The 25,723-nt window shown below is 59.0% G+C and carries 18 protein-coding genes; 6 read left to right on the forward strand and 12 right to left on the reverse strand.

Features of this window, described 5'->3' with window-relative positions; translation table 11 throughout:
* Positions 1–25: 25 nt before the first annotated feature.
* Entirely contained in the window at positions 26–2,380 is a 2,355-nt protein-coding gene (locus tag IEV54_RS15335; RefSeq protein WP_150279023.1) for an efflux RND transporter permease subunit, read from the forward strand.
* Between the two features lie 216 nt (positions 2,381–2,596).
* Here the strand turns inward: IEV54_RS15335 and IEV54_RS15340 are convergent, their stop codons facing one another.
* The 6 genes from IEV54_RS15340 to IEV54_RS15365 are packed head-to-tail and all read right to left on the reverse strand — an operon-like array spanning position 2,597 to position 9,504.
* Complete coding sequence (locus tag IEV54_RS15340) at positions 2,597–4,264, reverse strand: BatD family protein (protein WP_150279024.1); 1,668 nt, start codon at positions 4,262–4,264, stop codon at positions 2,597–2,599.
* Positions 4,261–6,153, reverse strand: coding sequence for a VWA domain-containing protein (locus IEV54_RS15345; protein ID WP_150279025.1), 1,893 nt, complete (start codon positions 6,151–6,153; stop codon positions 4,261–4,263). Before IEV54_RS15345 ends, IEV54_RS15340 begins: the two co-directional genes overlap by 4 nt.
* Positions 6,143–7,123 (reverse strand): vWA domain-containing protein, encoded by a 981-nt coding sequence (locus IEV54_RS15350; protein WP_150279026.1) that lies wholly within the window; start codon positions 7,121–7,123, stop codon positions 6,143–6,145. Before IEV54_RS15350 ends, IEV54_RS15345 begins: the two co-directional genes overlap by 11 nt.
* Complete coding sequence (locus IEV54_RS15355; RefSeq protein WP_150279027.1) at positions 7,116–7,577, reverse strand: DUF4381 domain-containing protein; 462 nt, start codon at positions 7,575–7,577, stop codon at positions 7,116–7,118. The genes IEV54_RS15350 and IEV54_RS15355 overlap by 8 nt, the downstream gene beginning before the upstream one ends.
* Entirely contained in the window at positions 7,574–8,542 is a 969-nt protein-coding gene (locus IEV54_RS15360) for a DUF58 domain-containing protein (RefSeq protein ID WP_188434478.1), read from the reverse strand. Before IEV54_RS15360 ends, IEV54_RS15355 begins: the two co-directional genes overlap by 4 nt.
* Positions 8,543–8,544: 2 nt before the next feature.
* The gene (locus IEV54_RS15365; RefSeq protein WP_150279135.1) at positions 8,545–9,504 is read right to left on the reverse strand and encodes an AAA family ATPase; all 960 of its coding nucleotides are present in this window, start codon (positions 9,502–9,504) and stop codon (positions 8,545–8,547) included.
* Between the two features lie 209 nt (positions 9,505–9,713).
* Here IEV54_RS15365 and IEV54_RS15370 point away from each other — a divergent pair, with 209 nt between their 5' ends.
* From IEV54_RS15370 to IEV54_RS15380, 3 genes are all read left to right on the forward strand, one after another.
* Positions 9,714–14,567: an NAD-glutamate dehydrogenase gene (locus IEV54_RS15370; RefSeq protein WP_150279029.1), complete on the forward strand. Its 4,854-nt coding sequence runs from the start codon at positions 9,714–9,716 to the stop codon at positions 14,565–14,567.
* A 51-nt stretch (positions 14,568–14,618) separates the two neighbouring features.
* Positions 14,619–14,831, forward strand: coding sequence for a DUF2835 domain-containing protein (locus tag IEV54_RS15375; RefSeq protein WP_150279136.1), 213 nt, complete (start codon positions 14,619–14,621; stop codon positions 14,829–14,831).
* A gap of 111 nt (positions 14,832–14,942) precedes the next feature.
* Positions 14,943–15,965, forward strand: coding sequence for a quinone-dependent dihydroorotate dehydrogenase (locus tag IEV54_RS15380; RefSeq protein ID WP_150279030.1), 1,023 nt, complete (start codon positions 14,943–14,945; stop codon positions 15,963–15,965).
* 120 nt (positions 15,966–16,085) lie between these two features.
* Here IEV54_RS15380 and rmf read toward each other — a convergent pair whose 3' ends face one another.
* Positions 16,086–16,301, reverse strand: coding sequence for a ribosome modulation factor (gene rmf / locus IEV54_RS15385; protein ID WP_150279031.1), 216 nt, complete (start codon positions 16,299–16,301; stop codon positions 16,086–16,088).
* Between the two features lie 266 nt (positions 16,302–16,567).
* Here rmf and rlmKL point away from each other — a divergent pair, with 266 nt between their 5' ends.
* The gene (rlmKL, locus tag IEV54_RS15390) at positions 16,568–18,796 is read left to right on the forward strand and encodes a bifunctional 23S rRNA (guanine(2069)-N(7))-methyltransferase RlmK/23S rRNA (guanine(2445)-N(2))-methyltransferase RlmL (RefSeq protein WP_150279032.1); all 2,229 of its coding nucleotides are present in this window, start codon (positions 16,568–16,570) and stop codon (positions 18,794–18,796) included.
* A gap of 6 nt (positions 18,797–18,802) precedes the next feature.
* Here the strand turns inward: rlmKL and dacB are convergent, their stop codons facing one another.
* The 3 genes from dacB to IEV54_RS15405 form a co-directional block, all read right to left on the reverse strand.
* Positions 18,803–20,263, reverse strand: coding sequence for a D-alanyl-D-alanine carboxypeptidase/D-alanyl-D-alanine endopeptidase (dacB, locus tag IEV54_RS15395; protein WP_150279033.1), 1,461 nt, complete (start codon positions 20,261–20,263; stop codon positions 18,803–18,805).
* A gap of 146 nt (positions 20,264–20,409) precedes the next feature.
* Entirely contained in the window at positions 20,410–21,228 is an 819-nt protein-coding gene (locus IEV54_RS15400; RefSeq protein WP_150279137.1) for a TatD family hydrolase, read from the reverse strand.
* A gap of 8 nt (positions 21,229–21,236) precedes the next feature.
* Complete coding sequence (locus tag IEV54_RS15405) at positions 21,237–22,946, reverse strand: DEAD/DEAH box helicase (protein ID WP_188434479.1); 1,710 nt, start codon at positions 22,944–22,946, stop codon at positions 21,237–21,239.
* A 142-nt stretch (positions 22,947–23,088) separates the two neighbouring features.
* Between IEV54_RS15405 and IEV54_RS15410 the strand changes: the two genes are divergently transcribed.
* The gene (locus IEV54_RS15410; RefSeq protein ID WP_150279035.1) at positions 23,089–24,021 is read left to right on the forward strand and encodes a glutathione S-transferase family protein; all 933 of its coding nucleotides are present in this window, start codon (positions 23,089–23,091) and stop codon (positions 24,019–24,021) included.
* Positions 24,022–24,048: 27 nt separating this feature from the next.
* On the opposite strand, the gene IEV54_RS15415 is transcribed toward IEV54_RS15410, so the two are convergent.
* Positions 24,049–24,423, reverse strand: coding sequence for a YajD family HNH nuclease (locus IEV54_RS15415; protein ID WP_150279036.1), 375 nt, complete (start codon positions 24,421–24,423; stop codon positions 24,049–24,051).
* 58 nt (positions 24,424–24,481) lie between these two features.
* Positions 24,482–25,663 (reverse strand): GGDEF domain-containing protein, encoded by a 1,182-nt coding sequence (locus IEV54_RS15420; protein ID WP_150279037.1) that lies wholly within the window; start codon positions 25,661–25,663, stop codon positions 24,482–24,484.
* Positions 25,664–25,723: the final 60 nt, after the last annotated feature.

Raw genomic sequence — 25,723 nt, forward strand, 5'->3', positions numbered from 1 at the left:
TCAATAAGAGCCAGGAGAAAACTGGATGTCCAGCAATCACCAGGAAACCGCTCCCTTCGTGGAGCGGTTGATCTTCAAAAACCGGCTGGTAGTACTATTGATCTTTGCCATCGTCACTGTGCTGCTGGGGTATCAGGCAGCGCAGGTCAGGCCGGAGACCAGCTTCGAGAAGATGATCCCTCTCGAACACCCCTACATCGTCAATATGATCGAGCACCAGAACGATCTGGCGAACCTCGGTAACTCCATCCGTATTGCCGTTGCCATCGAAGATGGCGATATCTTTACCACCGAGTACATGGAAACCCTCAAGCGTATCAACGATGAGGTGTTCTTCCTGCCCGGCGTGGACCGGTCCAATCTGCGTTCGCTTTGGACGCCCAACGTGCGCTGGACCGAGGTGACCGAATACGGTTTCGACGGCGGCCCGGTAGCCAATCGGCCAGCTTATCTGACTGAACAGGATCTCGACGAGTTGCGCGAGAACGTGCTCAAGTCGGGCGAAATCGGGCGTCTGGTGGCGAACAACTTCAAATCGACCATCATCGAGGTGCCGCTCCAGGAGTTTTATCCGAACCCGGATAACCAGAGTGAGCTGGTACGACTGGATTACGGTCAGTTTTCACGCCAGCTGGAAGAAAAGGTTCGCTCGGAGTTTCAGGCAGAAAACCCCAATATCAGTATCCACATTGTTGGTTTTGCCAAGAAAGTGGGTGATCTGATCGAGGGCATCATCAAGGTGGTGATGTTCTTCGCCGCTGCGTTGCTGATCACCTTTGTTCTGCTGCTGATCTTTACCCGCTGCCTGAAGAGCTCGATTACCACGCTGGTATGTTCGGTCATTGCGGTGATCTGGCAGCTCGGCCTGCTCCGGTCGCTGGGCTTCGGACTGGATCCCTATTCGATTCTGGTTCCGTTTCTGGTCTTTGCCATTGGTATTTCCCACGGCGTGCAGATCATCAATGGCATGGCTATCGAGTACAGCAACGCAGATGACGCCCCAACGGCTGCACGGCGTGCGTTCCGCGCACTCTATGTGCCGGGTATCGTGGCGCTGATTTCCGATGCGGTAGGCTTTGTTACGCTGCTGTTGATCGAGATCGAGGTTATTCGCGAGCTGGGTATTGCCGCCTCGGTGGGTGTTGGCGTGATCATTCTGACCAACCTGATCCTGTTGCCTGTATTGATGTCGTATATCGGTATCAGCAAGCGGGCAGTGGAGCGTAACCGCGATATGGCATCGCGCCCGCAGAAGCTCTGGTTGGCGGTCGCCAAGTTCTCGCACCCCAAGGTCGCACCGATATCTATCGGCCTGGCCGTTCTGGCGTTTGCTTTCGGTATCTATCACGGTCAGAACGTGAAGATCGGTGACCTGGATCCGGGTGCCCCCGAGCTGCGTCCGGATTCACGTTATAACCTGGATAACGCCTTCATCATCGATAATTATTCGACCAGTTCGGATGTGCTGGTGGTGATGGTGAGCACGCCAGATGAAATGTGCTCAGCCTACGAAACCATGGAGGCGATCAACCAGCTGGAATGGCGTATGTCCAATCTGGATGGTGTGCAGTCTGCAGTATCCATGGTCACCGTAGCCAAGCAGGTGATCATGGGTAATAACGAGGGCAACCTCAAGTGGCAGACGCTTTCGCGTAACCAGGACAACCTGAACAACGCGATCAGTCGCGCGCCCAGTGGGCTGTTCAACTCGTCCTGTTCCCTGGCACCGGTCATGTTGTATCTCGAGGATCACAAGGCTGAGACGCTGTCCCGCGCGACCTCTGCCGTCGAGGAGTTTGCGGCCGAGTACAATACCGACACGCTGGAGTTCAAGCTGGCGGCAGGTAATGCCGGGATCGAGGCTGCGACCAACGTCGTTATCGAGAAGTCCCAGCTGAAGATGCTGCTGACAGTCTATGCAGTGGTGATCTTCATGTGCCTGATTACCTTCAGGTCCATTCGTGCGGTGCTCTGCATCATCATTCCGTTGGCTCTGACATCAGTGCTGGCCAATGCGTTGATGGCGTTTCTGGGTATTGGCGTGAAGGTGGCTACCTTGCCGGTAATCGCGCTCGGTGTGGGTATTGGTGTGGATTACGGTATCTATATCTACAGCCGTTTGGAGACCTACCTGCGCCAGGGCCTGCCGCTGGAGGAGGCCTATTACGAGACGCTGAAGACCACGGGTAAGGCGGTGACCTTCACCGGTATTACCCTGGCGATTGGTGTCGCGACATGGATCTTCTCGGCCATCAAGTTCCAGGCCGACATGGGTATCCTGCTGACCTTCATGTTCCTCTGGAACATGTTCGGTGCCCTATGGCTTCTGCCAGCACTGGCCCGATTCCTGATCAGACCCGAGAAGCTGCGGGACCGCTAGCCGCAACAAAAAACGCCCCGAAAGGGGCGTTTTTTTTGCGGCAAGCCGCAAGCCGCAAGCCGCAAGCTACAAGCGGCAAGCTGCAAGCCTCAAACCTCAAACCCAAACTCTTTTGCTTTCAGCTTTCAGCTTTCAGCCCCCAACCTATTGCTCACTCTGCTTGCCGCTTGCCGCTTGCCGCTTGTAGCTTGTAGCTTGAAGCTGGCGGCTTGCCGCTTACACCTTCGGATAAAGACTCTCGAGTGCGGGTTCGAGTGCTTCGCTTTGGCGTTTGCGGCTTTGCACTACCATGCGTACGGCGCGCCACAGGGGTTTGCCTCGCCAGTGATGTTCTGCCTGGCCGAACAGGCAGGCGTTGAGTTCGTCCAGTGCTTCTGCGAGTTCGGGGTGCAGGTGCGTGAGGCCTATCAGCCCTTCGCTGTCCTGTTGCCTTGCCCAGGACTCCAATGCCTTGCGGGCCTCAGCCGGTTGGTTGGTCCGGCAGGCGCTTTGCAGGTCGGTCAGTGGATTGCCCTGGATTTCTTCATCGAATATTTCTTCATCCTGGAATGGGTTGTTCAGCCTCTGCAATGCATTGCGGGTCCGCCAGAGCAGTCCGAGCGATAGCAGCAGTGCCAGTCCCAACAGGGCTGTGGCCAGTTGCCAGGGCCACAGGCGTGGTGAGGCCAGGAGCTCTTCGCTGGCTTCGATGGCCACAGGTTCGGAAGCTGCGATGAAGCTCTGGCTACTCATCACGTTGAGAGCGATGGGGTCGAGTTGTGTTTCTTGCAGCGAGTCCGATTCAGTGTCCCACCAGTAAAGACGCAGAGCGGGAATCTGGAATGCCCCGGCCTGTTGCACGAGCAGGGCTGCGCTGTCCAGCCGCAGGCCGCGTATGCCGTCGTCCACTACCGCGTTCTCGAGCTCTGGTTGATCGGTGTATTCGCGCAAACCGGTAATGGTCGTGCCGGCAAGGCTGCTGAGTTCGGGAAGTTGGCTGGCATTGAGACCTTCGGCAGTCACTGTCAGGGTGCGCGTAAGGGACTCGCCGGCGAGCAGATCCAGCCCTGGGTCTGGTTGCCAGCTCTGGGCCAGGCTTATGTTGGTTGCCGGCAACCAGGGCGCGCCCGGCGGGTAGTCTGCGGGGATGGGCCGCACCTGCAGATTGATCCCCGGAGAGCGCACCTGAACCAGCCGGCCCCGTGACAGGGCACTGTCGGCAGAGCGTGAGGGCATGGTGGTCGCGGTAAACAGCTGGGAGGGTACCTCCAGCTCGCCGCTGCGTTGCGGGAAGATCGCGTAGCGAACTTCGATCACCCCGTGGCGAATACCATTGATGAGTCTTTCGTAGTTGCGCGGCGGCCCGAGGCTTTCAACCCGGGCATCGGGAAAGTCCAGGCCGGTCAGGGTGGAGTCATCGTACAGCGAGACCGAGTGATAGACCCGTAGAGTGAGCAGAACCTGGGCCTGCACGTAGGGTGTTTCGGTATCCACCTCGGCATCTATGAAGACCGGTGCCATCTGCGCCGTATTGTCCCGCGCGGCTTCACTGGCGGTCAGTACCTGAAGGCTGATGGGTTCGCTGCTGAGGTTGTCGATGCTCAGTGGCGGAATGATTACATAACCGGTGCGCCGCGGGAGCAGGGTGATCACCCAGCGGGTAACCGGCTGGGTTTTGCCATCGAGCTGACTGACCAGGCTGAGCTGCCGGCTGTTCTGTATTTCAAAGTGCTCTTCCAACGGGGCCAGTTCGGGCCGGTTGAACCGATTGGCCGCTTCGGTTTCCAGGGTCAGTTCAAGGGTTTCACCTTCAATCAACCGGGTTCTGTCGACGCTGGCCTCAAGGGCGGCGCCGGCCGGGGCTGAGAAAATCAGGATGCAGAGCCATAGCAGTAGTCTGATCATCGTGAGCGTTCTTCCAGTTGCTGAAGTCGTTGATAGAGAAACTTGCGGCGCAGCAAATCGGTGGGATTATCCGGCACTTCGCGCAGCCATTGCTGTAATGCCGCCTGTTGTTCGGGCTCAAGAACGTCCTCTGGAGCGCTCGGTAGCGGTGCTAGTTGACGTGACGACATGGCTTGCTGCTCACTCTCACGTTGTGTGGCGTCAATTGCTGACGACGTCTGGCCGCCGTCGATGGCGCCTACCTGCGTATCCGGGCTCTCACCTATCAGGGTTTCTGACTCCCCTGCGGACTCGCCGGCAGCGGCTATCGGGTCGACGGATGACGAGGAGAGCGAAGACGTAGGTCCTGAAGAAGGCTCGGGCAGTTGGTTCGGATTTTCCTGACGCGTACTGGTGTCGGGGCTGGGCGCTGTGCTGCCATCCTGTGGCTCCTGGTCGGTCGTGGTTTCGCCCGTTTGCGTTTCATTGCCCTCGGCCCCAGCGTTCGCCTCCCGCTGCTCGGCTTCCCGCGCCTGTTCCTCGATCAGTGCCTCTATGCGGCTGCGGTTGTGCCGGGCAGCCGCGTGGTCGGGGGCGCGGGTCAGTGTCTGTTCATAGGCTTCCAGCGCATCTTTCAGCTTGCCACTCATGGCCAGCGCGGTACCGTGGTCGAAGTGGTGCTGAGGATTATCCGGGTCCTGCTGTATCAGCTGTGCATAGGCCTCGGCTGCGCCATTGTAATCACCCGCCTGGTAGCGTGCCCAGGCTGCCCAGTGGCGATCCTCAAAACGGTCTGCGGCTGCGGCGGACTGGTCACTTGCGAGCAAGTCGGCGGCTTGTTGATCCGGGCGTTGCCAGAGATCTTGCCAGGTGGGGCTGGCCTCGGCAGTCGTCGGCAACAGCAGGGCGCAAACAATCAGCCCGAGCCAGCCCCGTCGCGCGCCCAGAGCTGCCAAGGGCAGCAACAACAATAGCAGCCAGTGCCCCTGGTCGCTGCGCCCGGGCGATCTGTCCGGATCGTTGAGGCTGGTCAATGCCAAAGGCTGCAGCAGGCTGACCAGATCGGTATCGTCCCGGGTTATGTCGTGGTAGCTGGCTCCGGTGCCCCGGGCAATGCTGGCAAGAACCTGATTATCCAGGCGTGGCAGCAGGATGCGGCCTTGCTCATCACGCATGAACCCGCCCTCTGGCAAAGCCACGGGTGCTCCTTCGGCAGTACCTGTTCCCAGAATCGACAGTTGGCGACCCAGCCTGCGGGCAGCTTCGCCCAGGGCTTTGAGTTGGGGGCCTTCCACGCTCCCGGTGATGAGCAATATCTGCGTGCTGTCGGGGGGCAGTGGGGTAATCATCTGTTCGGCCAGCTCCAGGGCACTGCCCAGATTAGAGCCGCTGACCGGCATGATGTCCGGGCTCAGTCCGTTGAGCAGGTTGATCAGGGTCGACTGATCTGAGCTCAGCGGCGTAACCCGGTGCGCGCTGCCGGCGTAGGCTATCAGGGCCACCTGGCTGTCACTGCGCATCTGTAAAAGATCACGTATCTTCAGTCGAGCTCTTTCCAGGCGGGAAGGGGAGAGGTCATTGGCTAGCATGTTATGAGACAGGTCCAGCACCACCACCAGTGCTGACTGGTTGAGGCGCACCACGGGTGATTCGCCTTCCCACACTGGCCCGCTCAGGGCGACGATGGCCAGGGCCCAGGCCGAGGCCAGCAGAACAAAGCGTCCCGAGTGATCCTTGCCAGGCTCGCGTTGCAGCAGCGCTTCACGCATGGCTGCGGGCAAAAGACCATGCCAGGGCGAATAATGGTTGATGCGGCGGTAAAGCAGCCAGCAGAGCCCGAAGCAGGGGATTAACAGCAACAGCCACAGCGGGCGGGCCAGTGTGAGACCGGCAAACAACTCAGTTTGCATGGCGCCTCCGGTAGACTGCGTTGCCTGCAAGAACCAGTGTCAGCAGCATCGCCAGCCCCAATGGCCAGGGGTACAGCGGACGTGCATGGCGTCGTGGACCGCTGTCACGCAATGCGGGCTCAAGCATCTCGATACGGCGATAGATGGCGTCGATATCCTCAGCATTGCGGGCCCGAAAATATTCCCCCCCGGTGGCCAGCGCCACATCGACCAGAGTCCCTTCGTCAAGATCGACCGAAGGGTCACGGGCCCCGGCCTGCGTGGGCTGGGACCTGTCCGCACCCACGCCGATGGTAAAGATACGGATGCCTTCACTTGCCGCAAAGCGCGCGGCACGCAGTGGATTGACCTGGCCAGCGGTATTTGCGCCATCGGTGATCAGCACCAGTACACGACTTTCGGCCGGCTCGGCGGCAAGCCTCTTGATGGCCAGGCCAATGGCATCACCGATGGCGGTCTCGCGGCCGGCGAGGCCCACGAAGGCCTCATCCATCCATTGATTCAAACTGCTCAGGTCGTGGGTCAGCGGAGCCTGAACATAGGCGCTGGAGCCAAACAATATAAGGCCCAGGCGATCACCCTGACGCTCTTCGATGAAGTTGGAGACCAGCCGCTGAACCACGGTCATGCGTGGAACCGGTTCGCCATCAAGCTGCATATCCTGATATTCCATGCTGCCGGAAAGATCCACAGCAAGCATCATGTCACGCCCGCTGATGCTTATAGGTAATGGCTCGCCCAGCCACTGGGGGCGACTGGCCGCGATCAGCAGCAGCAACCATACGACAATAAACGGCCAGCGTCGGTGAGCAGAATGGGTGGGGGCGGTATTGCTGCGAAGTTGCTCCAGCCTGGGGAGAAACCCGACCTGAAGTGCCGTACTGGGCACCGCGGCGGGCGGCAGCAACCAGCGCAGAAGCCAGGGCAGGGGCAGCAGGAGGAAGGCCGCCGGCCAATGCAGCTCAAACATGGTTGTGCCTCATCCAGCGGCGTAGCTCGCGGACCAGGGCACGTCGCTGCTCACGGGTTAGGTTCGGTGCCTGGCGGTAGAGGTCCGCTGCCAGGGGGGCCAGGTAGCTGCGCTGGGGCCGCGGATAACTGCTGCACAGATAATCAAGCCATTGCTTGCCGAACAGACGAGTTGGCGTTACCTCACCGCGGCGAATCAAAAGGCGTTTCAACAGGCTGTTGATTTCACTGAGCCACTGTTGATCGGGCAGGTCTGCGGGTATGTCCTTGAGCGCCTGGTTGGTCTTGCGGCGATGGGCGACAAGCCGCTTCCAGCGGAGTATCAGCCAGGGCAACGCAAAGGCGGTTACCAGTGCCAGAACAAGCAGTATCCACCAGCCGGGCGCTGGCGGCCACCAGGGCACGGGTGGAGGAGCAACCGGATGGATGAGCGACTGATAGAGTGCCTCGGTCACCTTCTAACCCGCCTTTTCTGAGCACTGAACATGGTGCCGATCTGCGTCTGGGCATTGCTGCCGGTGTGCAGGCTGAACAAGGAGCACCCCAGGCGGCGGGCCAGATTCTCCCAGGCCAACTGCTGGGCCACAAATTGCGCTGCATAGGCCCCGCGGACCGATGCATCCCGGGAGTTGATGCTCACACGGTCGCCGTTCTGGACGAAATCCAGCTGGTCGGCGGAGGGCAGCTCGGCGTCAAGGGAGTCGTAGAGGGGCAGCAGAACCAGATCGTTGTGCAGGGCCAGGGGGGCGAGCAGCGACTGATTGACTCTGTCCACCGCGCTGTGGTCGCAAATGATGTAAAGAATGCTTCCCGGGCGAACGACTTCGCGGGTGTGGCGCAGGGCCTGGTTGAGTAGCTCCCGGGGGGTCTCGCCGGTTGAATCTGCAGGGGGCGCCAGACTGTGATTGGCGTCGATCAGAAGCTTGAACAGGCGCAGCAGCGATTGCCTGTTGCGTTGTGGTCTGACCTCGTGACAGGTTTTGCCGAACACCACGCCGCCAACCCGATCATTGTGTGCCAGGGCAGTCCAGGCGATCAGGCTGCAGGCCTGGGCGGCAAGCACTGATTTAAAGCACAGCTGGCTACCCAGGAACAGCCGGTCACTCTGTTCGCAAACAATGAAAACCGGTCGCTCGCGCTCTTCGTTGAAGACCTTGGTATGGACCTTGCCAGTGCGTGCAGTCACGCGCCAGTCAATGCTGCGGATGTCATCTCCGGGTTGATAGGCGCGAACCTGGTCAAAATCGACGCCCCGGCCACGCAGGCGCGAATATTGCCGGCCCAGTTGCCGGCTGGCTTGCAGTGGACCCCGGAAAAGGGGCATGCGCTGGCACTGGTGACGGCTTTCGAGCAGGGTGTCGAGGCTGATGAACAGGCGCTCGTCCTGCGGCCCGTCCCGACGCGTGTGGGGGGTGTTCACGTTCATACCACGGCGACGGATTCGACCAGCAGATTGATCGCCCGGTCTGCATCGATTCCGGCGGCTTCGGCCTCGAAGCTCAGAATCAGGCGATGACGCAATACATCGTGCACTATGGCCTGAACGTCTTCAGGGCTGACGAAGTCGCGCCCGGCCAGCCAGGCATGGGCCCGCGCACAACGGTCAAGGGCAATAGTCCCGCGCGGGCTTGCACCCAGTTCAATCCATTCAGCCAATTGAGCGCTATATAGCTCTGGACGCCGGGTGGCCATGATCAGTTGGATCAGATACTCCTCTACGGCGTCGGCCATGAACAGGCCCAGCACCTCCTGACGGGCGGCAAGAATGCTTGCCTGGCTGATCCGTTGCTCTATCCGGCTACTGACGCCCTGGGCTTCACCGCGGGCAAGATGCAGGATCTGGCGCTCCAGTGCCGCGTCTGGAAAACCGATACGTACGTGCATCAGGAAGCGGTCCAGCTGGGCTTCCGGGAGTGGATAGGTACCTTCCTGTTCAATCGGATTCTGGGTGGCCATGACCATGAACAGCTCGGGCAGAGGATAGGTTTCCCTGCCGATACTGACCTGGCGCTCGGCCATGGCCTCGAGCAACGCAGACTGCACCTTGGCTGGTGCACGGTTGATCTCGTCAGCGAGAACCAGGTGGTGGAAGATGGGGCCCTGCTGAAAGCTGAAACTGGCCGTTTCAGGGCGATATATCTCCGTGCCGGTGATATCGGCCGGGAGCAGATCGGGGGTGAACTGGATACGGTGAAAGTCCGCCTCGATCGCTTCAGATAGCGCCTTGATGGCTTTGGTCTTGGCCAGGCCGGGGGCGCCCTCCACGAGTACGTGGCCGCCGGCCAGCAGACAAATTAGCATGCGATCAACCAGCTGTTCCTGGCCAAAAATCTGCTGCCCCATCCAGGAACGCAGGCTCATCAGTGATTGGTGGTGCGTCATGAGCGTATTTTCCTTGCTGACTATCGTGTCCATATCCGGTCCATCCTTGTCCATTGCGCTCTGTCCATCTAATTGTCACGCCGGCGACACACTATGGTCTAGACTGATGTTATTCGATACCGCGGGCCCAACAGAATACCGCTTCTGACGCCCGTTACCCACTGCAAGACTCTGCGAGCTTGTGCCTCGCAGATTTATCTGGAGGCAGCATGGCGTTCATCATGGCCAGCAGTAGAAAAGAATTCCTTACTATTTTGCAGGATCGTATCGAGAATCTCGTCCAGCCGGACGAAAAAGAATCCATTATTCGCTTCAGCGAGCAGTTTTTCGGGATCGTGCCGCTCGATGAGCTGCTCGCCCGACATGACACTGACCTGCTGGGTTGTACCCTGTCATTCTGGCGCTTTCTGCAACACTACACAGGTTCAATCGAGAAGCTCAGGGTATTCAATCCTGACACTCAGCAGCATGGCTGGCAATCCACCCATTCGGTGGTGGAAATTCTCCACGTCGATTCGCCTTTCCTGGTCGACTCCGTGCGTATGGAACTGAATCGTCAGGGTTATGCCATCCATACCCTGCAAAACAGCGTAATGGCCGTCAAGCGTAACGCCAAGGGCGAACTCGAAACGGTGATGCCGCCTCATAGCAAGGAGGCGGATGTACAGCACGAGTCGGTGATGTACATAGAAATTGACCGTTGCGGCAGTGCCGCCGAACTCAAGCGCCTGTCTAAATCCCTTGAGGAGGTGCTCAGCCATGTCAGGGCTGCTGTTGCAGACTTTGGCACCATGCGCAATCAGGCCGAGGCGGTCATCAAGTTACTCAAAGGCAAGCAATTCGGGTACTTTCCGGTCGAAGAGCGCAAGGAATGCGAAGCGTTCCTGGGTTGGTTGCTTGAGGATCATTTCACTTTCCTGGGCTACGAGCGTTTCAATATCAAGGAAGGGCTCAAGGAGCAGCGACTGGGCATCCAGCCCGAACACAGTCTGGGTGTGCTGGCGCTCAATGCCCGGGACGAGTCCCTGGCCGGCCTGCCTGACAAGGTGATCGATTACCTGCGCGCGCCTGTTTTGCTGTCCTTTGCCAAGGCGTCTGTTTCAAGCAAGGTCCATCGGCCAGCCTATCCCGATTACGTGTCGATTCGCGAAGTGGACAAACAGGGTGAAGTGATTACCGAACATCGATTCATGGGGCTTTACACCTCCCGGGTCTATGCCGGTACTGTCGAGCGCATACCTCACCTGCGCCAAAAAGTGGCGGCGGTGCGCGAAGCTTCGGGTTTCACTGCCCACAGTCACCTGGGCAAGGAGCTGGATCAGGCTCTGCAGGTACTGCCCCGTGATGATCTTTTCCAGATGTCCGAAGCGGAGTTGCGAGATACCGCCCTGAGCATTGTGCAGATTCAGGAGCGTAACCAGATTCGCGTGTTTCTGCGCAGCGGTAACTACGGTCGTTTCTACTACTGCCTGGTATATGTACCGCGCGAAATATATTCCACCGAGATCCGCCTGAAAATCGAAGCGGTGTTGATGGAGCGCTTGCAGGCCAGCGAATGTGAATTCTGGACCTACTTTTCCGAGTCGGTACTGGCCCGTACCCAGTTCATTCTCAGCGTTGATCCCAGGCAGGACCTGACCATCGATCCGGCAAAGATCGAGCAGGACATTATCCGGGTCTGCCGCGACTGGCATGATGATTTCAGCGATCGTCTGAACGAAAGTCTTGGCGAGGCCACGGCCACGGCTGTGCTGGAAGATTTTGCCGGCGGCTTTCCGGCCGGCTACGCGGAGCGTTTTACGGCGGCCAGTGGTGTGGTGGATATGCAGCACATCCTGTCACTGACCGCCGAGCGGCCCTTGGCAATGAGTTTCTATCAGCCGTTGTCGCAGAAGCCGGGCGTCTTGCACTGCAAGATTTATCACCTTGGCGAGCCCTTGCCCCTGTCGGATGTCATGCCGATCCTGGAAAATCTGGGACTGCGGGTCATGGGCGAGTTCCCATTCCTGTTCAAACGCCGAGATGGGCAGGAGTTCTGGATTCACGATTTCGAATTTACCTTTGCGCTTGACCGTGAACTGGATATTCAAGAGGTAAACGAGCTTTTCCGTGATGCTTTCGAACAGACCTGGCGCGGCCTGGCCGAGAACGATGGCTTCAATCGACTGGTCTTGCTGGCACGCATGCCATGGCGTGACGTGGCCTTGTTACGCGCTTATGCGCGCTATCTCAAACAGATACGGCTGGGCTTCGAGCTGCCCTATATAGCCAGCACCCTGGTGGGGCATGCGGACATTGCCCGTGAGTTGGTCCGTTTGTTCAAGACCCGATTCTATCTTGCCCGCAAGTTGTCCCCCGACGACCTGGAAGATATGCAGCAGCGACTCGAACAGGCCATTCTCGGCGCGCTTGACCAGGTGGCGGTACTCAATGAGGATCGTATCCTGCGGCGCTATCTGGAGCTGATTAAAGCGACCCTGCGCACCAATTTCTATCAGACCGACAGCCAGGGTAATGCCAAGGAGTATTTCAGTCTCAAGCTTGATCCGCGGGCGATTGCCGAGCTGCCGTTGCCCAAGCCGATGTACGAAGTGTTTGTCTATTCGCCACGCTTTGAGGGTGTGCATTTGCGTGGCGGCAAGGTCGCCCGGGGTGGCCTGCGCTGGTCCGATCGTGAAGAGGATTACCGCACCGAAGTGCTGGGCCTGGTGAAAGCGCAGCAGGTCAAGAACGCGGTCATAGTACCGGTGGGCGCCAAGGGTGGATTTGTCCCCAGGCGGCTGCCCCTGGGAGGCACTCGCGATGAAGTGCAGCAGGAGGCAATAGCCTGCTACAAGCTGTTCATACGCGGTTTGCTGGATCTGACCGATAACCTGGTGGAAGGTACGCTAGTACCGCCAGATCAGGTAGTTCGTCACGATGAAGACGATCCCTACCTGGTGGTTGCCGCCGACAAGGGAACAGCAACCTTCTCCGATATTGCCAATGGTATTGCCGCTGATTACGGGTTCTGGCTGGGTGATGCCTTTGCCTCGGGTGGCTCGGCCGGGTACGACCACAAGAAGATGGGCATCACTGCCAAGGGTGCCTGGGTTTCCGTGCAGAGACATTTCCGGGAACTGGGTATCAATATCCAGACCGAGCCGGTCACAGTGCTGGGTATTGGCGACATGGCCGGCGATGTATTCGGCAATGGCATGCTGTTATCACGCAGCCTCAAGGTGGTCGCAGCCTTCAACCATATGCACATCTTTATTGATCCGGACCCGGATCCCGAGGTCAGTTTCGAAGAGCGTCAGCGGCTGTTCGACCTGCCTCGTTCAAGCTGGACCGATTACAACAGCAAGCTGATCTCCACCGGTGGGGGCATTTTCGAGCGTAGCCTCAAACAGATCACGCTGACCCCACAGATGCGCGAACTCTTCGACATCAAGGCCGAGAAGCTGACTCCCAACGAACTTATTCACAATCTGCTCAAGGCGCCGGTGGACCTGATCTGGAATGGAGGTATCGGTACCTATGTGAAGAGCTCGGCTGAAACTCACATTGATGTGGGCGACAAGGCCAACGATATATTGCGTGTTGACGGGCGAGATCTGCGCTGCCGGGTGATAGGCGAGGGCGGCAACCTGGGCATGACTCAGTTGGGCCGGGTCGAATACTGCCTGCACGGCGGATCGCTGAATACCGACTTTATCGATAACGCTGGGGGCGTCGACTGCTCCGACCATGAGGTGAATATCAAGATCCTGCTCAACGAAGTGGTTGAGGCGGGAGATATGACCGGCAAACAGCGGGACAAGCTGCTTGCCAGCATGACTGAAGATGTTGGGTCGCTGGTGCTGGCCAACAACTACAAGCAGACACAGGCGATCAGTCTGGCTCAGCGCCAGGCAGTGAAGACAATGACCGAGTATCGGCGCTACATCACCCAGATGGAGAGCAGCGGCAAGCTCAGCCGATCCCTGGAATTCATTCCGGAGGACGATCAACTGGCCGAGCGCACCGCCCGTGGTCTGGGACTGACCCGGCCCGAGTTGTCGATCCTGATTTCCTATTCCAAGGCCGACCTCAAGGAAAGTCTGGTGGATTCCGATGTGCCTGAGGACAGTTATCTGGCACGCGAGCTGGGAACTGCATTTCCTGCCGTGCTGGGGAAGAAATACCCCGCTGCATTGAACAACCACCGACTGCGCCGAGAAATCATCTCCACCCAACTGGCCAATGACCTGGTCAACCATATGGGTATCACCTTCCTGCGCCGCCTGCAGCAGTCGACCGGCTCGCCACCCAGCGAGCTGGCCCGTGGCTACGTGGTCGCGCGGGATGTGTTCAAGCTGAAGGCGCACTTTGCATCCATCGAGGCTCTGGATTATCAGGTGCCCGCCGAAGTACAGCTGGAACTGATGGACGACCTGATGCGCCTGGGCCGCAGGGCCACACGCTGGTTTGTTCGCAACCGGCGCCGGGATCTGGATCCTGAGCGCGAGATTGCCCACTTTGCCCCCAGGGTCGAAGCCCTCGCCGAGCAGTTCGACAGCTTGCTGGAAGGGCCTGTGCGAGGTCAGTGGGAAGCACGCTTTGAAGCCTACTCCAAGGCGGGCGTGCCGGAGCCAATTGCGCGGCTGGTGGCGGGAACCACCAATTTCTTCACGCTGCTGGGGATCATCGAAGCGGCCGATACTACCGGCCAGCCCGAGCAACGCGTTGCCCAGGTATTCTTTGCGCTGGGTAGCGAGCTCCGCTTGCCCTGGTTCAGCCAGCAGATCAATGGTCTGTCAGTGGATAACCACTGGCAGGCGCTGGCCCGAGAGAGTTATCGTGACGACCTTGACGCCCAGGCGCGTTCGATGACTGTTTCAGTACTGCACGACTGCGATGAGAGCCTGAGCCCGGACGTGCTGGTCAAGGAGTGGGTGGCGCGCAACCCCTTGATGGTCAAGCGCTGGCGGGTGATGCTCGCGGATCTCAAGAATGCCGGTGGAGGGGATTATCCAATGATAGCGGTGGCCATGCGGGAATTGCTGGATCTGGTACAGGCCTCGCGGCGCAGCGTAAACTGAGCACTCAGCGAGGTGATTTTAGAGGGTACCTGATTGACCGCAGAGCAGCAGCTGGTTGTGGATTTAGCGCTCCCCGCCGAGCGCTATCTGGCCTGGTATCGTGGCCATGCCGGTCGCGTACTGATGTACAGCCGGGATGGCCGCAGGGTGAGCTTGCCTGCTCACCATCTACGTCCATTTCTTACCCATGAAGGCGTGTATGGCAGCTTTGTCATGCGCTTCACCGGGGATGGCAAGCTGATCTCGCTGCAACGTATGGTCTGATAAACACAGGGCCAGACAAACCAATGGTTCAATAGATAGTCCGGCACCCCGCAACGCGGTGCCGAACAGGTATACTGTGTGGTTGAAAAGTCATCCATAAGGCTCCGATCCATGTATTCCATGCTGCGCTCATTGCTTTTCCGTTTGCCTGCTGAAACGTCACATGACCTGACGCTGGACTTGCTTGGCGCAGCCGGCCGGCTGCGCCTGGCGGATAAACTGGCCAGACCGCGAATATCTCAGCCGGTGCAGGTCATGGGCCTGACCTTTGATAATCCGGTAGGGCTGGCTGCGGGTCTGGACAAGAACGCATTGGCTGTGGACGGTCTGGCAGCCCTGGGTTTCGGCTTTCTTGAAGTGGGCACGGTGACCCCTCGACCGCAGCCGGGTAACCCGAAGCCAAGGATGTTTCGCCTGCCGGAACAGGACGCGATAATCAACCGCATGGGCTTCAACAATCTGGGCGTTGATGCCCTGTTGCAGCGACTCGATTCGGTACGCTATCAGGGCGTGCTTGGTGTGAACATCGGCAAGAATGCCGTTACCCCTGTGGAGCGGGCCGTAGACGACTATCTGCACTGCCTGCGCAAGGTCTACAGCCGAGCGAGTTATGTCACGGTCAATCTGTCATCGCCCAATACCCCAGGCTTGCGTACTTTGCAGTATGGCGACACCCTCAAGCGACTGCTTGAAAGTATCAAGGCGTGCCAGACCGAACTCGCCGGGGAACATGGGCAGTACGTGCCTATCGCCATCAAGATTGCGCCTGACGTGCTGCCGGAAGACCTGGCGCTGATTGCGCAAGTGCTGGTCGAGGAGGGTATGGACGGTGTTATAGCCACCAATACTACCCTTGAGCGCACCGCGGTGGTGGGTCTGGAGCATGCCGAGGAAACCGGCGGCCTGTCCGGAGGCCCTCTCACCGATGTATCGACCGAGGTCATCCGACTTCTTGCCGGGGAGTTGAAGGGACGCATGCCGATTATTGGCGTTGGCGGCATCATGACCGGGGCTGATGCGGCAGAAAAAATGCAAGCGGGCGCCAGTTTGGTGCAGCTCTACAGCGGCTTTATTTACCGTGGTCCGGAACTGGTTGGCGAATGTATTGATGCGATTGCTGCCTTACAGCGTTAGCAGGTTTACCGGAGAGGGTTACTTTCCCGGGATCCGGCCTTCGCATTGCGAAGGCCGGTGGGGCCCCGAAAGGCCCGGCGCTTTAGGGAAGCGCCATGGGAAAACAGATACTCTGGGAATTTAACCTACCGCGTGCATTTCGTTGAGGCGATGCACGCCGGAAATGCCGGTGAAGCCGGCCCAGTGATCGGCTCGGCCTTCACGCCACCCATTGATCCAGTTCTGACGGGTGGTGGGACTGATGAACGGACAGGAGTCCTGGGACTTGCCGTGAACACCGTTCTGATAACCGCGTAGAAATGCTCGTTCCATCGGATCACGCTTGAGTCTTCTCATACAGTAGAGCCCTCATCTTGTAGAACAAACCGGCCTGCAATTCGCAGCGACGGCGGTGACATGGCAGGGAAGTCCCGGCCATGACGGGGGAAGCAGATCATCCGATCCGGCTTCCCGAGAGGTTTGCCCGTTCTCGAGTCCTGTCCTGTTGTACCCTATCGGTAAGGGACGCCCAAAGACCGATTTGTCATAGACGGGTAATCCTTTAGCGGCCTGCGCACTAACACCGCTAATGTAAAAATCACAAAGTAGTGGAAATCAAACAGATGCACGAAAGCCTTGAATTTTTTGTTACATGCCCGAAAGGCCTTGAAGGGCTGCTGCTCGACGAGTTGATTGTTCTGGGTGCCGAAAATGCCCGGGAAACGGTCGCTGGTGTAAGTATCAGCGGGGATCTGGAGCTGGGCTATCGCATCTGTTTGTGGTCAAGACTGGCCAACCGCGTGCTGCTGGTGCTCAACCGGTTCAGTGTGAGTGATGCCCAGGCTTTGTATGACGGCGTTGCTGCGGTGGACTGGGCGGCGCATATGCCCGTTGAAGCCACCCTGAGCGTGGATTTTGTCGGCATATTGCCCGGCGTTGATAACACCCATTTTGGCGCGCTGAAGGTCAAGGACGCGATCGTCGATCGGCTGCGTCAGCCTGACGGGACCCGGCCAGGCGTGGATCGGCAGAACCCTGATCTGCGCATCAACGTGCACTGCCGTAGTGGTGAAGCCCAACTGGCTATCGATTTGTCCGGTCACAGCCTGCATCAACGCGGCTACCGTCTGCAGCAGGGTGCTGCACCGCTCAAGGAGAACCTGGCAGCGGCAATATTGATACGCGCGGGCTGGCCGCAGCTCGCGGCATCGGGCGGTGCTTTGGCGGACCCCATGTGTGGTTCGGGCACCTTCCTGGTAGAGGCGGCGATGATGGCTGCCGACATGGCGCCCAACCTGCAGCGAGAACAATTCGGCTTTAGTCGCTGGTTGCAGCACCAACCGTCAATCTGGGAGAGGCTGATTGCCCAGGCGCGTCAGCGGGCAGAGGCAGGCCTGGCAGGCGAGCCGTTGTGGATTCGCGGTTACGAAGCGGACCCGCGTTTGCTGCAGCCGGTCCGCAACAATATCCAGCGCGCAGGCCTGACCAGCTGGGTCAAGGTTTACCAGGGTGAGCTGGCCACGTTCGAGCCCCATCCTGATCGGGGGCAGACGGGTTTGATTGTCTGTAACCCTCCTTACGGTGAGCGTCTGGGAGAAGAGGCCAGTCTGGTCTATCTGTACCAGAAGCTCGGTGAGGTGTTGCGTGAGCGCTGTACGGGCTGGCAGGCCGCCATCTTCACCGGCAACCCGGATCTGGGCAAGCGCATGGGTATTCGCAGCCACAAGCAATATTCGCTGTTCAACGGGGCACTGCCGTGCAAATTGCTGATGATGGACCTGCAGCCCGAGCGCTACGTTACGGGCGCCAGCGCAGCGAAGCGGCCGGATACGGGCATTGAACAGACCGCCCCCGCGCAGTCTCCGCAGTCCACCAACCCCGCGGTGGTCGATCAGCCAAGCGCGGCACGTCTGAGCGAGTCGGCACAGATGTTCGCCAACCGCCTGAAAAAGAATCTGAAGAATCTGGGTAAGTGGGCGCGCCAGCAGGACATTACCTGCTATCGGGTCTACGATGCCGACATGCCTGAGTTTGCCGTAGCCATTGATCTATATGATGACTGGGCCCACGTGCAGGAATATCAGGCGCCCGAGACTATCAGCGAAGAGAAAGCGCGCAGCCGCCTGCAGGATGTACTGGTCGCCCTGCCGGACGTGCTGGGTATCCCCGCCAGCCACGTGGTGCTCAAGCAGCGCCTGCGTCAGAGTGGCAGCAAGCAGTATCAGCGCATGGATCGCAAGGGCGAGTTTCTTACGGTGCGCGAGGGGCAGGTCAAGCTGCTGGTCAATCTGACCGATTATCTGGACACAGGCGTTTTCCTCGACCATCGGCCCTTGCGCCTGAAGATCGCAGCCGAAGCGCGGGGCAAACGGTTTCTGAATCTGTTCTGCTATACCGCCAGTGCCACTGTGCATGCAGCTGTGGGTGGTGCCCGCAGCACGACCAGTGTGGATCTGTCAAAAACCTATCTGGATTGGGCGCGGCGGAATCTGTCACTGAACGGGTTATCAGATCTGCACCAGCTGGTGCATGCCGATGTGATGCAGTGGCTGGAAGATGACCGGGGTGAATACGACCTGATTTTCATCGATCCGCCGACTTTCTCGAACTCCAAGCGGCTGGAAGATGTGTTTGATGTGCAGCGTGATCATGTGCGTCTGATCGAAATGGCCATGCTTCGGTTGGCACCGGGCGGCACCGTGTATTTCTCCAACAACTTCAGGCGGTTCCGGCTGGATCGCGAGCTTGAGGAGAAATATCAGGTCAGTGATATATCCGCGCAAACGCTGGACAAGGACTTCCAGCGCAATACGCGGATTCACCGTACGTGGTGCATAGCGCGACGCGCCTGACGCCGCCTACTGGTTGGTGGCGATATTGGTCGGTGCGCGGCGGTACACATCGGTCAGAACCCGGTCCAGCGCCTCGCGGCTGGCGCCGGCAGCGGGGTGGTTGACGATGGCGGCCACCGCCCAGCTCTGGCCATTGGCGTCACGGGTGATGCCGGCAATGGCGCGGACGCTGCGCAGGGAGCCGGTCTTTATGTGGGCCTGGCCAGCTACAGAGGTGTTACGCAGGCGTCGACGCATGGTGCCATCCATTGCTGCCAGCGGCAGCGAGGCGATGAACTCGGCAGAGTAGGGGCTCTTCCAGGCTTGTTGCAGCAACATCGCCATATCCCTCGCCGTCATCCGCTCTATTCTTGACAGACCAGAGCCATTCTCCATGACCAGTGCTGTGGGCTGAATACCCTTGCCGCCCAACCATTGGTTGATGCTGCGTACCGCCGAGCGCTGGTCGTCCAGGTCCCCTGGTTTGCGCGTTTCACGGCCAATGGTCAGGAACAGCTGCCGGGCCATGGTGTTGTTGCTGAATTTGTTGATGTCGCGGATCACGGTCACCAGGTCGGGTGAGTCGCTGTAGGCCAGTTGGCGTGCATTGCTCGAAGCCTGGCCGACAAGCGTAGTACCGCGTATGGCGCCACCCATATCGCGCCACAGGCTGCGGAGCATGCTGCCGGTATAGGTCGGAGCGTTCAGCGCGGACATGTAACGTTGTACCGAACAGCCTTCGTGCAGCGCACCGGCCAGAGTAATTGTCGCATTGCTGCCATTATCCACGATCCCGTAGGTCACGTTGGGCCAGGGGCATGAATTGACTGGCGCCAGCAACCGCAACTGATTGTTGATGGTTACTTCAGGCAGGGCGGGCTCCATATGGATGCGTACGCCATTGCTCTCACCATAACTACTCAATACCAGCAATTTCAGGTTGGTCAGCAGGGGATCGGGTTCAACCAGGAAAGGCTTGCTCGGGTCGTTGCCATCATCCGGAAAAGGCACCGCATCGGCTGGTAGCCGGATATCGGCAGGCTGCAGTATGAGATTGCCGGCGACCTCGCGAACACCCGCTGCGCGCAGATCCCGCAGCAGGGTCCACATACGTTCGATAGTCATTTTCGGATCGCCGCTGGAGCGGAAGATCAGGTCGCCCTCGAGCACGCCGTTGTTGATGGGGCCGGTTCCAAGCAGCTCACTGCGCCAGCTGTAAGTGGGGCCGAGTAACTCGAGTGCAGCATAGGTAGTGACCAGCTTCATGGTCGAGGCCGGATTGACGATCTTGTCGGCGTTGACGAATTGCGCCATGCCCTGACCTTCCAGGGGAATGGCTGCCACTGACATGGCTTCGACAGGCAGTTTCGCAGCCTGCAGTGATTGTTTGACGGTCGCCGGTAATATACCGGAATCAGCTGCCCAGACTGTCGTGCTCAAGGCTAGCATGGCCGTAGTGGAAACAAGCTGGCGAAGAATAATTCGCATGATCTGCTGGGTACTCCGGGGTGTGCAGGCAATCTCTGTATTTGAGCGCTGCGTCTGGCTTTGTTATGTCTACAGCCATCATGGCGTAATAGCGCGTCGGCGCCAAGGGCCTGGCCTGAATATCAGCATACAGCCGATGGAATACATCAAGTAGCGGGGGCAGAGCGATTCGCTGGGGTGGGTAAGCCGAAGAACTGTCTGGCAGTAGCGGTGGTATGGACCGAGAGTTGTTCAACTGACTCGCTGCGGCAAGCCGCCAGGGTGTGGGCGACTTCGGTAATGAAAGCCGGTTCGTTTCGACCTTTTTTCGGCTTGGGTCGCAGGGTGCGCGGTACCAGCCAGGGCGCATCTGTCTCAATCATCAACCTGCCTGCAGGGATGTCACTCACCAGGGAATGCAGGTGACTGCCGCGCCTTTCGTCGCAGATCCAGCCGGTTATTCCGATGTGCAAATCCAGATCAAGGTAGGGGTAGAGCGCTTCCCGGTCTGCGGTAAAGCAGTGCACCACGGCAGCGGGCAGCCTGTCGCGATAATCCCTGAGGAGGTCGATGAGCACCTTGCTGGCGTCGCGTTCGTGCAGAAACACCGGCAGCTGCAGCTCCGCGGCGATCTCCAGCTGGGCTTCCAGGGCCTGGATTTGCATGGGGCGGGGAGAAAAATCCCGGTTGTAGTCGAGCCCACATTCGCCAATCGCCCGCACGCAATCTGCCGTGGCAAGCACACGCACTTCGTCAGCCAATTGGGTATTCCATTGGCTGGCCTGATGCGGGTGCACGCCGGCGGTGCAGAACAAGCGTTGGGGATCTTTATTGCAGAGGGTCTGTACCTGGTGACTGACTGCCAGTGAGGTGGCGGTCAGAACCATCTGGCTGACACCGGCCTGCCAGGCCCGCTCGAGCACCGCCTCACGATCAGTGTCGAAGGCGGAGTCGGTCAGGTTGACGCCGATGTCAATCCAGTCCAGCACAACGATTATTTCGTCGGGCGGGGTTTTGCACTGCGTGGCTTGGCAGCGAAATCCTTGCGTGGACGCGGGCGCGTCGGCGGCTCGGACTCACCAGGCGGCAGGGGCCAGGCACGGATTTGCAGGGCAATACCGTTGATCTCGACTGAAGCCAGTTTCGCCAGGGTGGCTTCACTGAGTTCCGGCAGGTACACGCCGCTATGCTCGTTGAACAGCTTGATATGTCCAATCTGCTGGCGTTGCAGTCCGCCGTGACGGCACAAGGCATCAACCAGAGGTTTGGGCATCAGGCCGTTGGAGCGACCACCCTTGACCTTGTAACGAACCAGGCCGCTATCACGTTCGGCATAGCCATCGTGTTGGCTGGCAGGTGCCGCAGTGGGCAGATCCTTGACCGGCTCGACCAGTGTCTTGGCGCTCGGCATGATGGCCAGCAGGGTCGCTGCCAGTTCTTCCGGTTCCAGGTTGGTCAGTGTCAGCAGATCGGCTACCAGTTTCTCGTGCAGTGCACCGGTCTGCTCGCGGGCGGTGTTGATGCGCGCGGCGAGTTTGGTCAGGCGACCGCTGCGAACGGCGTCCGCACTGGGCAGTGCCTGGCTCTGGATTTTCTGGCCGGTGGCCTTTTCCAGCAGGTGCAGCAAGCGGCGCTCACGTGGCGTAGCAAACAGGATAGCGGTGCCCGAGCGACCGGCACGGCCGGTGCGGCCGATACGGTGTACATAGGATTCGCTATCGTGTGGTACGTCGTAGTTGAGTACGTGGGAGATACGCTCCACGTCCAGACCACGAGCGGCCACGTCGGTGGCTACCACGATGTCCAGCAGGCCGCGCTTGAGTCGGTCGACAACCTGCTCACGCAGTTGCTGGCTCAAGTCACCATTCAGTGCGGCGGCGGCAAAGCCCCTGGCTTCCAGGCGCTCGGCAATTTCCATGCTGGCCGTCTTGGTGCGCACGAAAACGATCATCGCTTCGACCGGCTCGACTTCGAGCAGGCGCGTCATCGCATCGAGCTTATGGTGGTTGGACACTTCCCAGACGATCTGGGTGATAGTGTCCAGGCTGCTGCTCACACCACTGTGCAGACGAATTTCCTTGGGGTCACGCATGTGCTTACGGGCAACAGTACGCACACCAGCTGGCATGGTTGCAGAAAAGAGTGCCTTCTGGGTCTTCTCCGGCACCTTCTCGAACACGGCGTCGAGGTCGTCGGCAAAGCCCATCTTGAGCATTTCGTCCGCTTCGTCGAGCACCAGAAAGCGCATGTTCTCGAACTTGATGCTGCCGCGACGCATGTGGTCGGTCAGCCGGCCCGGTGTAGCCACGACAACGTGGGCACCGCGCTCAAGCGCCTTGAACTGGGGCGCAAAGGCGGAGCCGCCGTACAGTGCAAGCACGGAAAAGCCGCGCATGTTCTGCGCATAGCGCTGGAATGCTTCAGCAACCTGCAGGGCCAACTCACGCGTAGGCGTCAGGATCAGGGCCTGGGTGGCGCGCACGCTGACGTCGATGCCGGCGAGAACCGGTAGCGCGAAAGCGGCGGTCTTGCCAGTACCGGTCTGGGCCAGACCGAGCAGGTCTTCGCCTGCCAGCAGGGTAGGAATTGCCTCGGCCTGAATGGCGGAGGGTGTTTCGTATCCGAGGCTGGTAATCGCCTCGAGAAGGGGTGCAGGCAGGCCTAAGTCGGCGAACTGAGGTGCCGCCGGAGCGGTATCGGACATACTTGAAGTGAACCTTGGGGAATAAATAGATCGAATAGTATACGCGCTTCTCCGGATAATTGCCGCAAGGTTTTTCGGCAACTGGTCAGAAGGTGCTGGTGCTGCCAAGCTTGGTACATCAATTGTTGAGGGAGTCAGGAATATGGGCAGGCTGGTAAAGGGCGTGTGGCACGACGAGTGGTATGACACGGACAGTACGGGCGGCAAGTTTGTTCGCGAGGATGCAGGGTTTCGTGAGGGCATCGAGCCAGGAGGGCGCTTTGCTCCGGAGACCGGGCGTTACCATCTGTATGTTGCCCTGGCCTGCCCCTGGGCACACCGGACCCTGATCATGCGCAAGCTCAAGGGTTTGGAGGAACATATCCCGGTCAGCGTGGTGCACCCGCACATGTTGGAGAATGGCTGGACCTACGATCCGCCAGAACCCCTTTACGGTTTCAAATTCCATCATCAGCTGTATACCAAGGCGAAAGCGGATTATTCCGGCAGGGTAACTGTGCCTGTGCTGTGGGATACACGGGAGGAAACCATCGTGAATAACGAATCGGCGGATATCATCCGGATTTTCAACAGTGCTTTTGACGATCTGACCGGCAATACCGACGATTACTACCCGGAGAACCTGCGTGGGGAAATTGACAGCGTCAACGGGCGGGTTTACGACCAGATCAACAACGGTGTCTACAAAACCGGTTTTGCCACCAGTCAGAGCGTTTACGCAGATGAATGCGTGACACTCTTTGGCGCGCTGGACTGGGTCGAAACTGTGCTGGGCAATCATCGCTACATGGCCGGTGACCGGATCACCGAAGCCGACTGGAGGCTGTTTACCACGCTGGTGCGTTTCGATCCGGTGTATCACGGGCACTTCAAGTGCAATATCCGGCGGATAGAGGATTATCCGAATATTACCGGCTACCTGCGCGAGCTGTATCAGCAGCCGGGGATCGCTGAAACGGTGGATCTGGAGGAGATCAAACAGCACTACTATTACAGCCACGATACTATCAATCCAACGCGTATCGTTCCCCTGGGTGAGGGTCTGGATCTGACGTTGGCCCACGGGCGGCACTGAATCCTGCGAGTGTAGTCGGGCCAGGGCTCAGGATTTGTTCTTGAGCAGATCTGCCAGACCGGCAAAGGCCTTGTGGCTTGACTGGGGGCCTTGCTGGCTGGCGGTCGAGCCTTCGCTGAAATACTGCTGATCGGTGTAGCGGGCATGCTCGTTGTCGTGGCAGTAAAGACACAAGAGTTCCCAGTTCGAGCCATCCTGAGGATTATTGTCGTGATTGTGGTCACGGTGGTGCACCGTCAGTTCGCTAACCCGTTTGCCACTGAATTCGCGGGCACAGCGACCGCATACCCAGGGGTACATCTTCAAGGCCTTTTCACGGTAGCCGCTCTCGCGACTCTGTTTGGCGTCGGCCAGAATCTTGTCCAGACGGGCAGTGGCCGGGGATGTTTTGCTGGTGTTCATGGCGGGTATCTCACTGGTGTCAGGCCCTCAGTCTAACGCAGTTCATACTGAACTGTATTCAGTCCTCAAGCCCGTGCGGGCAGGCCAGATCCGCCGGGTTTATTGCACTGCAGCATACCACCTGGTTTCTGCCATTTTCCTTGGCGGCATAGAGCGCACGGTCGGCCCGTGCCAGGGTCTCGCCGGTGTCTTCCTGGGGGAATGCCTCGGCCACGCCCACCGAAACAGTGACGCTGAAGTCGGCGGGTAGGCCCTTGAAGCGCAATCCCTCAATCGTCTTGCAGAGCCTCTCGGACTTGATTCGCGCGCCATGCAGTGCGGTTTGCGGAAGCACCAGCAGAAACTCCTCGCCGCCATAACGACCGAAGCTGTCTATGGCCCGCAGCTCGCCGACTACGGTTTTGGCCAGTTCACGGAGGATTTCGTCCCCGGCCTGGTGGCCATAGGTGTCGTTGACTTCCTTGAAGTGGTCCACATCCATGATGCCCAGGCTGAAGGCGCCGGGAGTGCGGCGGAATCGATTGGATTCCTCCGAAAGCGCCTGGACGATTCGCCGGCGGTTGTAGACGCCGGTCAACTCGTCAATGTTGACCAGCTCCTGGATGCGCTCCATGGCGTCCTGCAGCTCCTGGTTGCGCTGCCTGACCTTGTCGCGCAGGCTGCTGATGAAACCACCAATCAGTGCCACCTCTGCCAGTACCATGATGAAGACGAACAGCTGTACCAGCTCCAGACTGGCTTCCAACACCTGCGGGCGCCACTGCCAGAGGGCCAGATGCAACAGGCAATACTGGATAAGGAAGATGATACTGACCTGGATGAAATTGCGGACTTTCAACGCGAGAATCCCGTACAGCAGCGGGACTACCGTGATCAGTAGAAATATTGCACGGGCCTGGCCGGCCTCCAGAAAGAACATCAGCCAAAGAGCCGGCCATTGGCTGAGCGTGATTTGCAGCATGGTCATGCTTGGGTCGCGCAGCTTCAGGTTGAGGTTCAGATGAATGCAGGCCCAGATCAGGCCGTTGACTACCAGGCTGAACAATAGGAAGTGGACGGCGATCGGGAGCGGGACCAGGCCCTGAAAGGCAAACAGCAGAACAACTAGAAAGGTTGCCAGGTAAGTAATGAAGGACATGCCCAGGCGGCGTTTGCGCAACGCCTGCGCAACAAGGTTGTTGGTGCCTGCTGCTTTTTCATGGGCGTGGTTACGGCCCCTGTCGAGCGGTGCAGTGTCCATTGATGTTTCCCATTCTTATTGTTTGTTGCCAGGGCGATTGCGGATGTGTCTCGCCAGCAA

The organism is Halopseudomonas salina (genome assembly GCF_014637955.1).
Taxonomy (GTDB): Bacteria; Pseudomonadota; Gammaproteobacteria; order Pseudomonadales; family Pseudomonadaceae; genus Halopseudomonas; species Halopseudomonas salina.

Excerpts from the sequence above, each read along its gene's own strand:
- IEV54_RS15335 (WP_150279023.1), top strand. The coding sequence starts at position 26 with ATGTCCAGCAATCACCAGGAAACCGCTCCCTTCGTGGAGCGGTTGATC.
- IEV54_RS15340 (WP_150279024.1), bottom strand. The coding sequence starts at position 4,264 with ATGATCAGACTACTGCTATGGCTCTGCATCCTGATTTTCTCAGCCCCG.
- IEV54_RS15345 (WP_150279025.1), bottom strand. The coding sequence starts at position 6,153 with ATGCAAACTGAGTTGTTTGCCGGTCTCACACTGGCCCGCCCGCTGTGG.
- IEV54_RS15350 (WP_150279026.1), bottom strand. The coding sequence starts at position 7,123 with ATGTTTGAGCTGCATTGGCCGGCGGCCTTCCTCCTGCTGCCCCTGCCC.
- IEV54_RS15365 (WP_150279135.1), bottom strand. The coding sequence starts at position 9,504 with ATGACGCACCACCAATCACTGATGAGCCTGCGTTCCTGGATGGGGCAG.
- IEV54_RS15370 (WP_150279029.1), top strand. The coding sequence starts at position 9,714 with ATGGCGTTCATCATGGCCAGCAGTAGAAAAGAATTCCTTACTATTTTG.
- IEV54_RS15380 (WP_150279030.1), top strand. The coding sequence starts at position 14,943 with ATGTATTCCATGCTGCGCTCATTGCTTTTCCGTTTGCCTGCTGAAACG.
- rmf (WP_150279031.1), bottom strand. The coding sequence starts at position 16,301 with ATGAGAAGACTCAAGCGTGATCCGATGGAACGAGCATTTCTACGCGGT.
- rlmKL (WP_150279032.1), top strand. The coding sequence starts at position 16,568 with ATGCACGAAAGCCTTGAATTTTTTGTTACATGCCCGAAAGGCCTTGAA.
- dacB (WP_150279033.1), bottom strand. The coding sequence starts at position 20,263 with ATGCGAATTATTCTTCGCCAGCTTGTTTCCACTACGGCCATGCTAGCC.
- IEV54_RS15405 (WP_188434479.1), bottom strand. The coding sequence starts at position 22,946 with ATGTCCGATACCGCTCCGGCGGCACCTCAGTTCGCCGACTTAGGCCTG.
- IEV54_RS15410 (WP_150279035.1), top strand. The coding sequence starts at position 23,089 with ATGGGCAGGCTGGTAAAGGGCGTGTGGCACGACGAGTGGTATGACACG.
- IEV54_RS15415 (WP_150279036.1), bottom strand. The coding sequence starts at position 24,423 with ATGAACACCAGCAAAACATCCCCGGCCACTGCCCGTCTGGACAAGATT.
- IEV54_RS15420 (WP_150279037.1), bottom strand. The coding sequence starts at position 25,663 with ATGGACACTGCACCGCTCGACAGGGGCCGTAACCACGCCCATGAAAAA.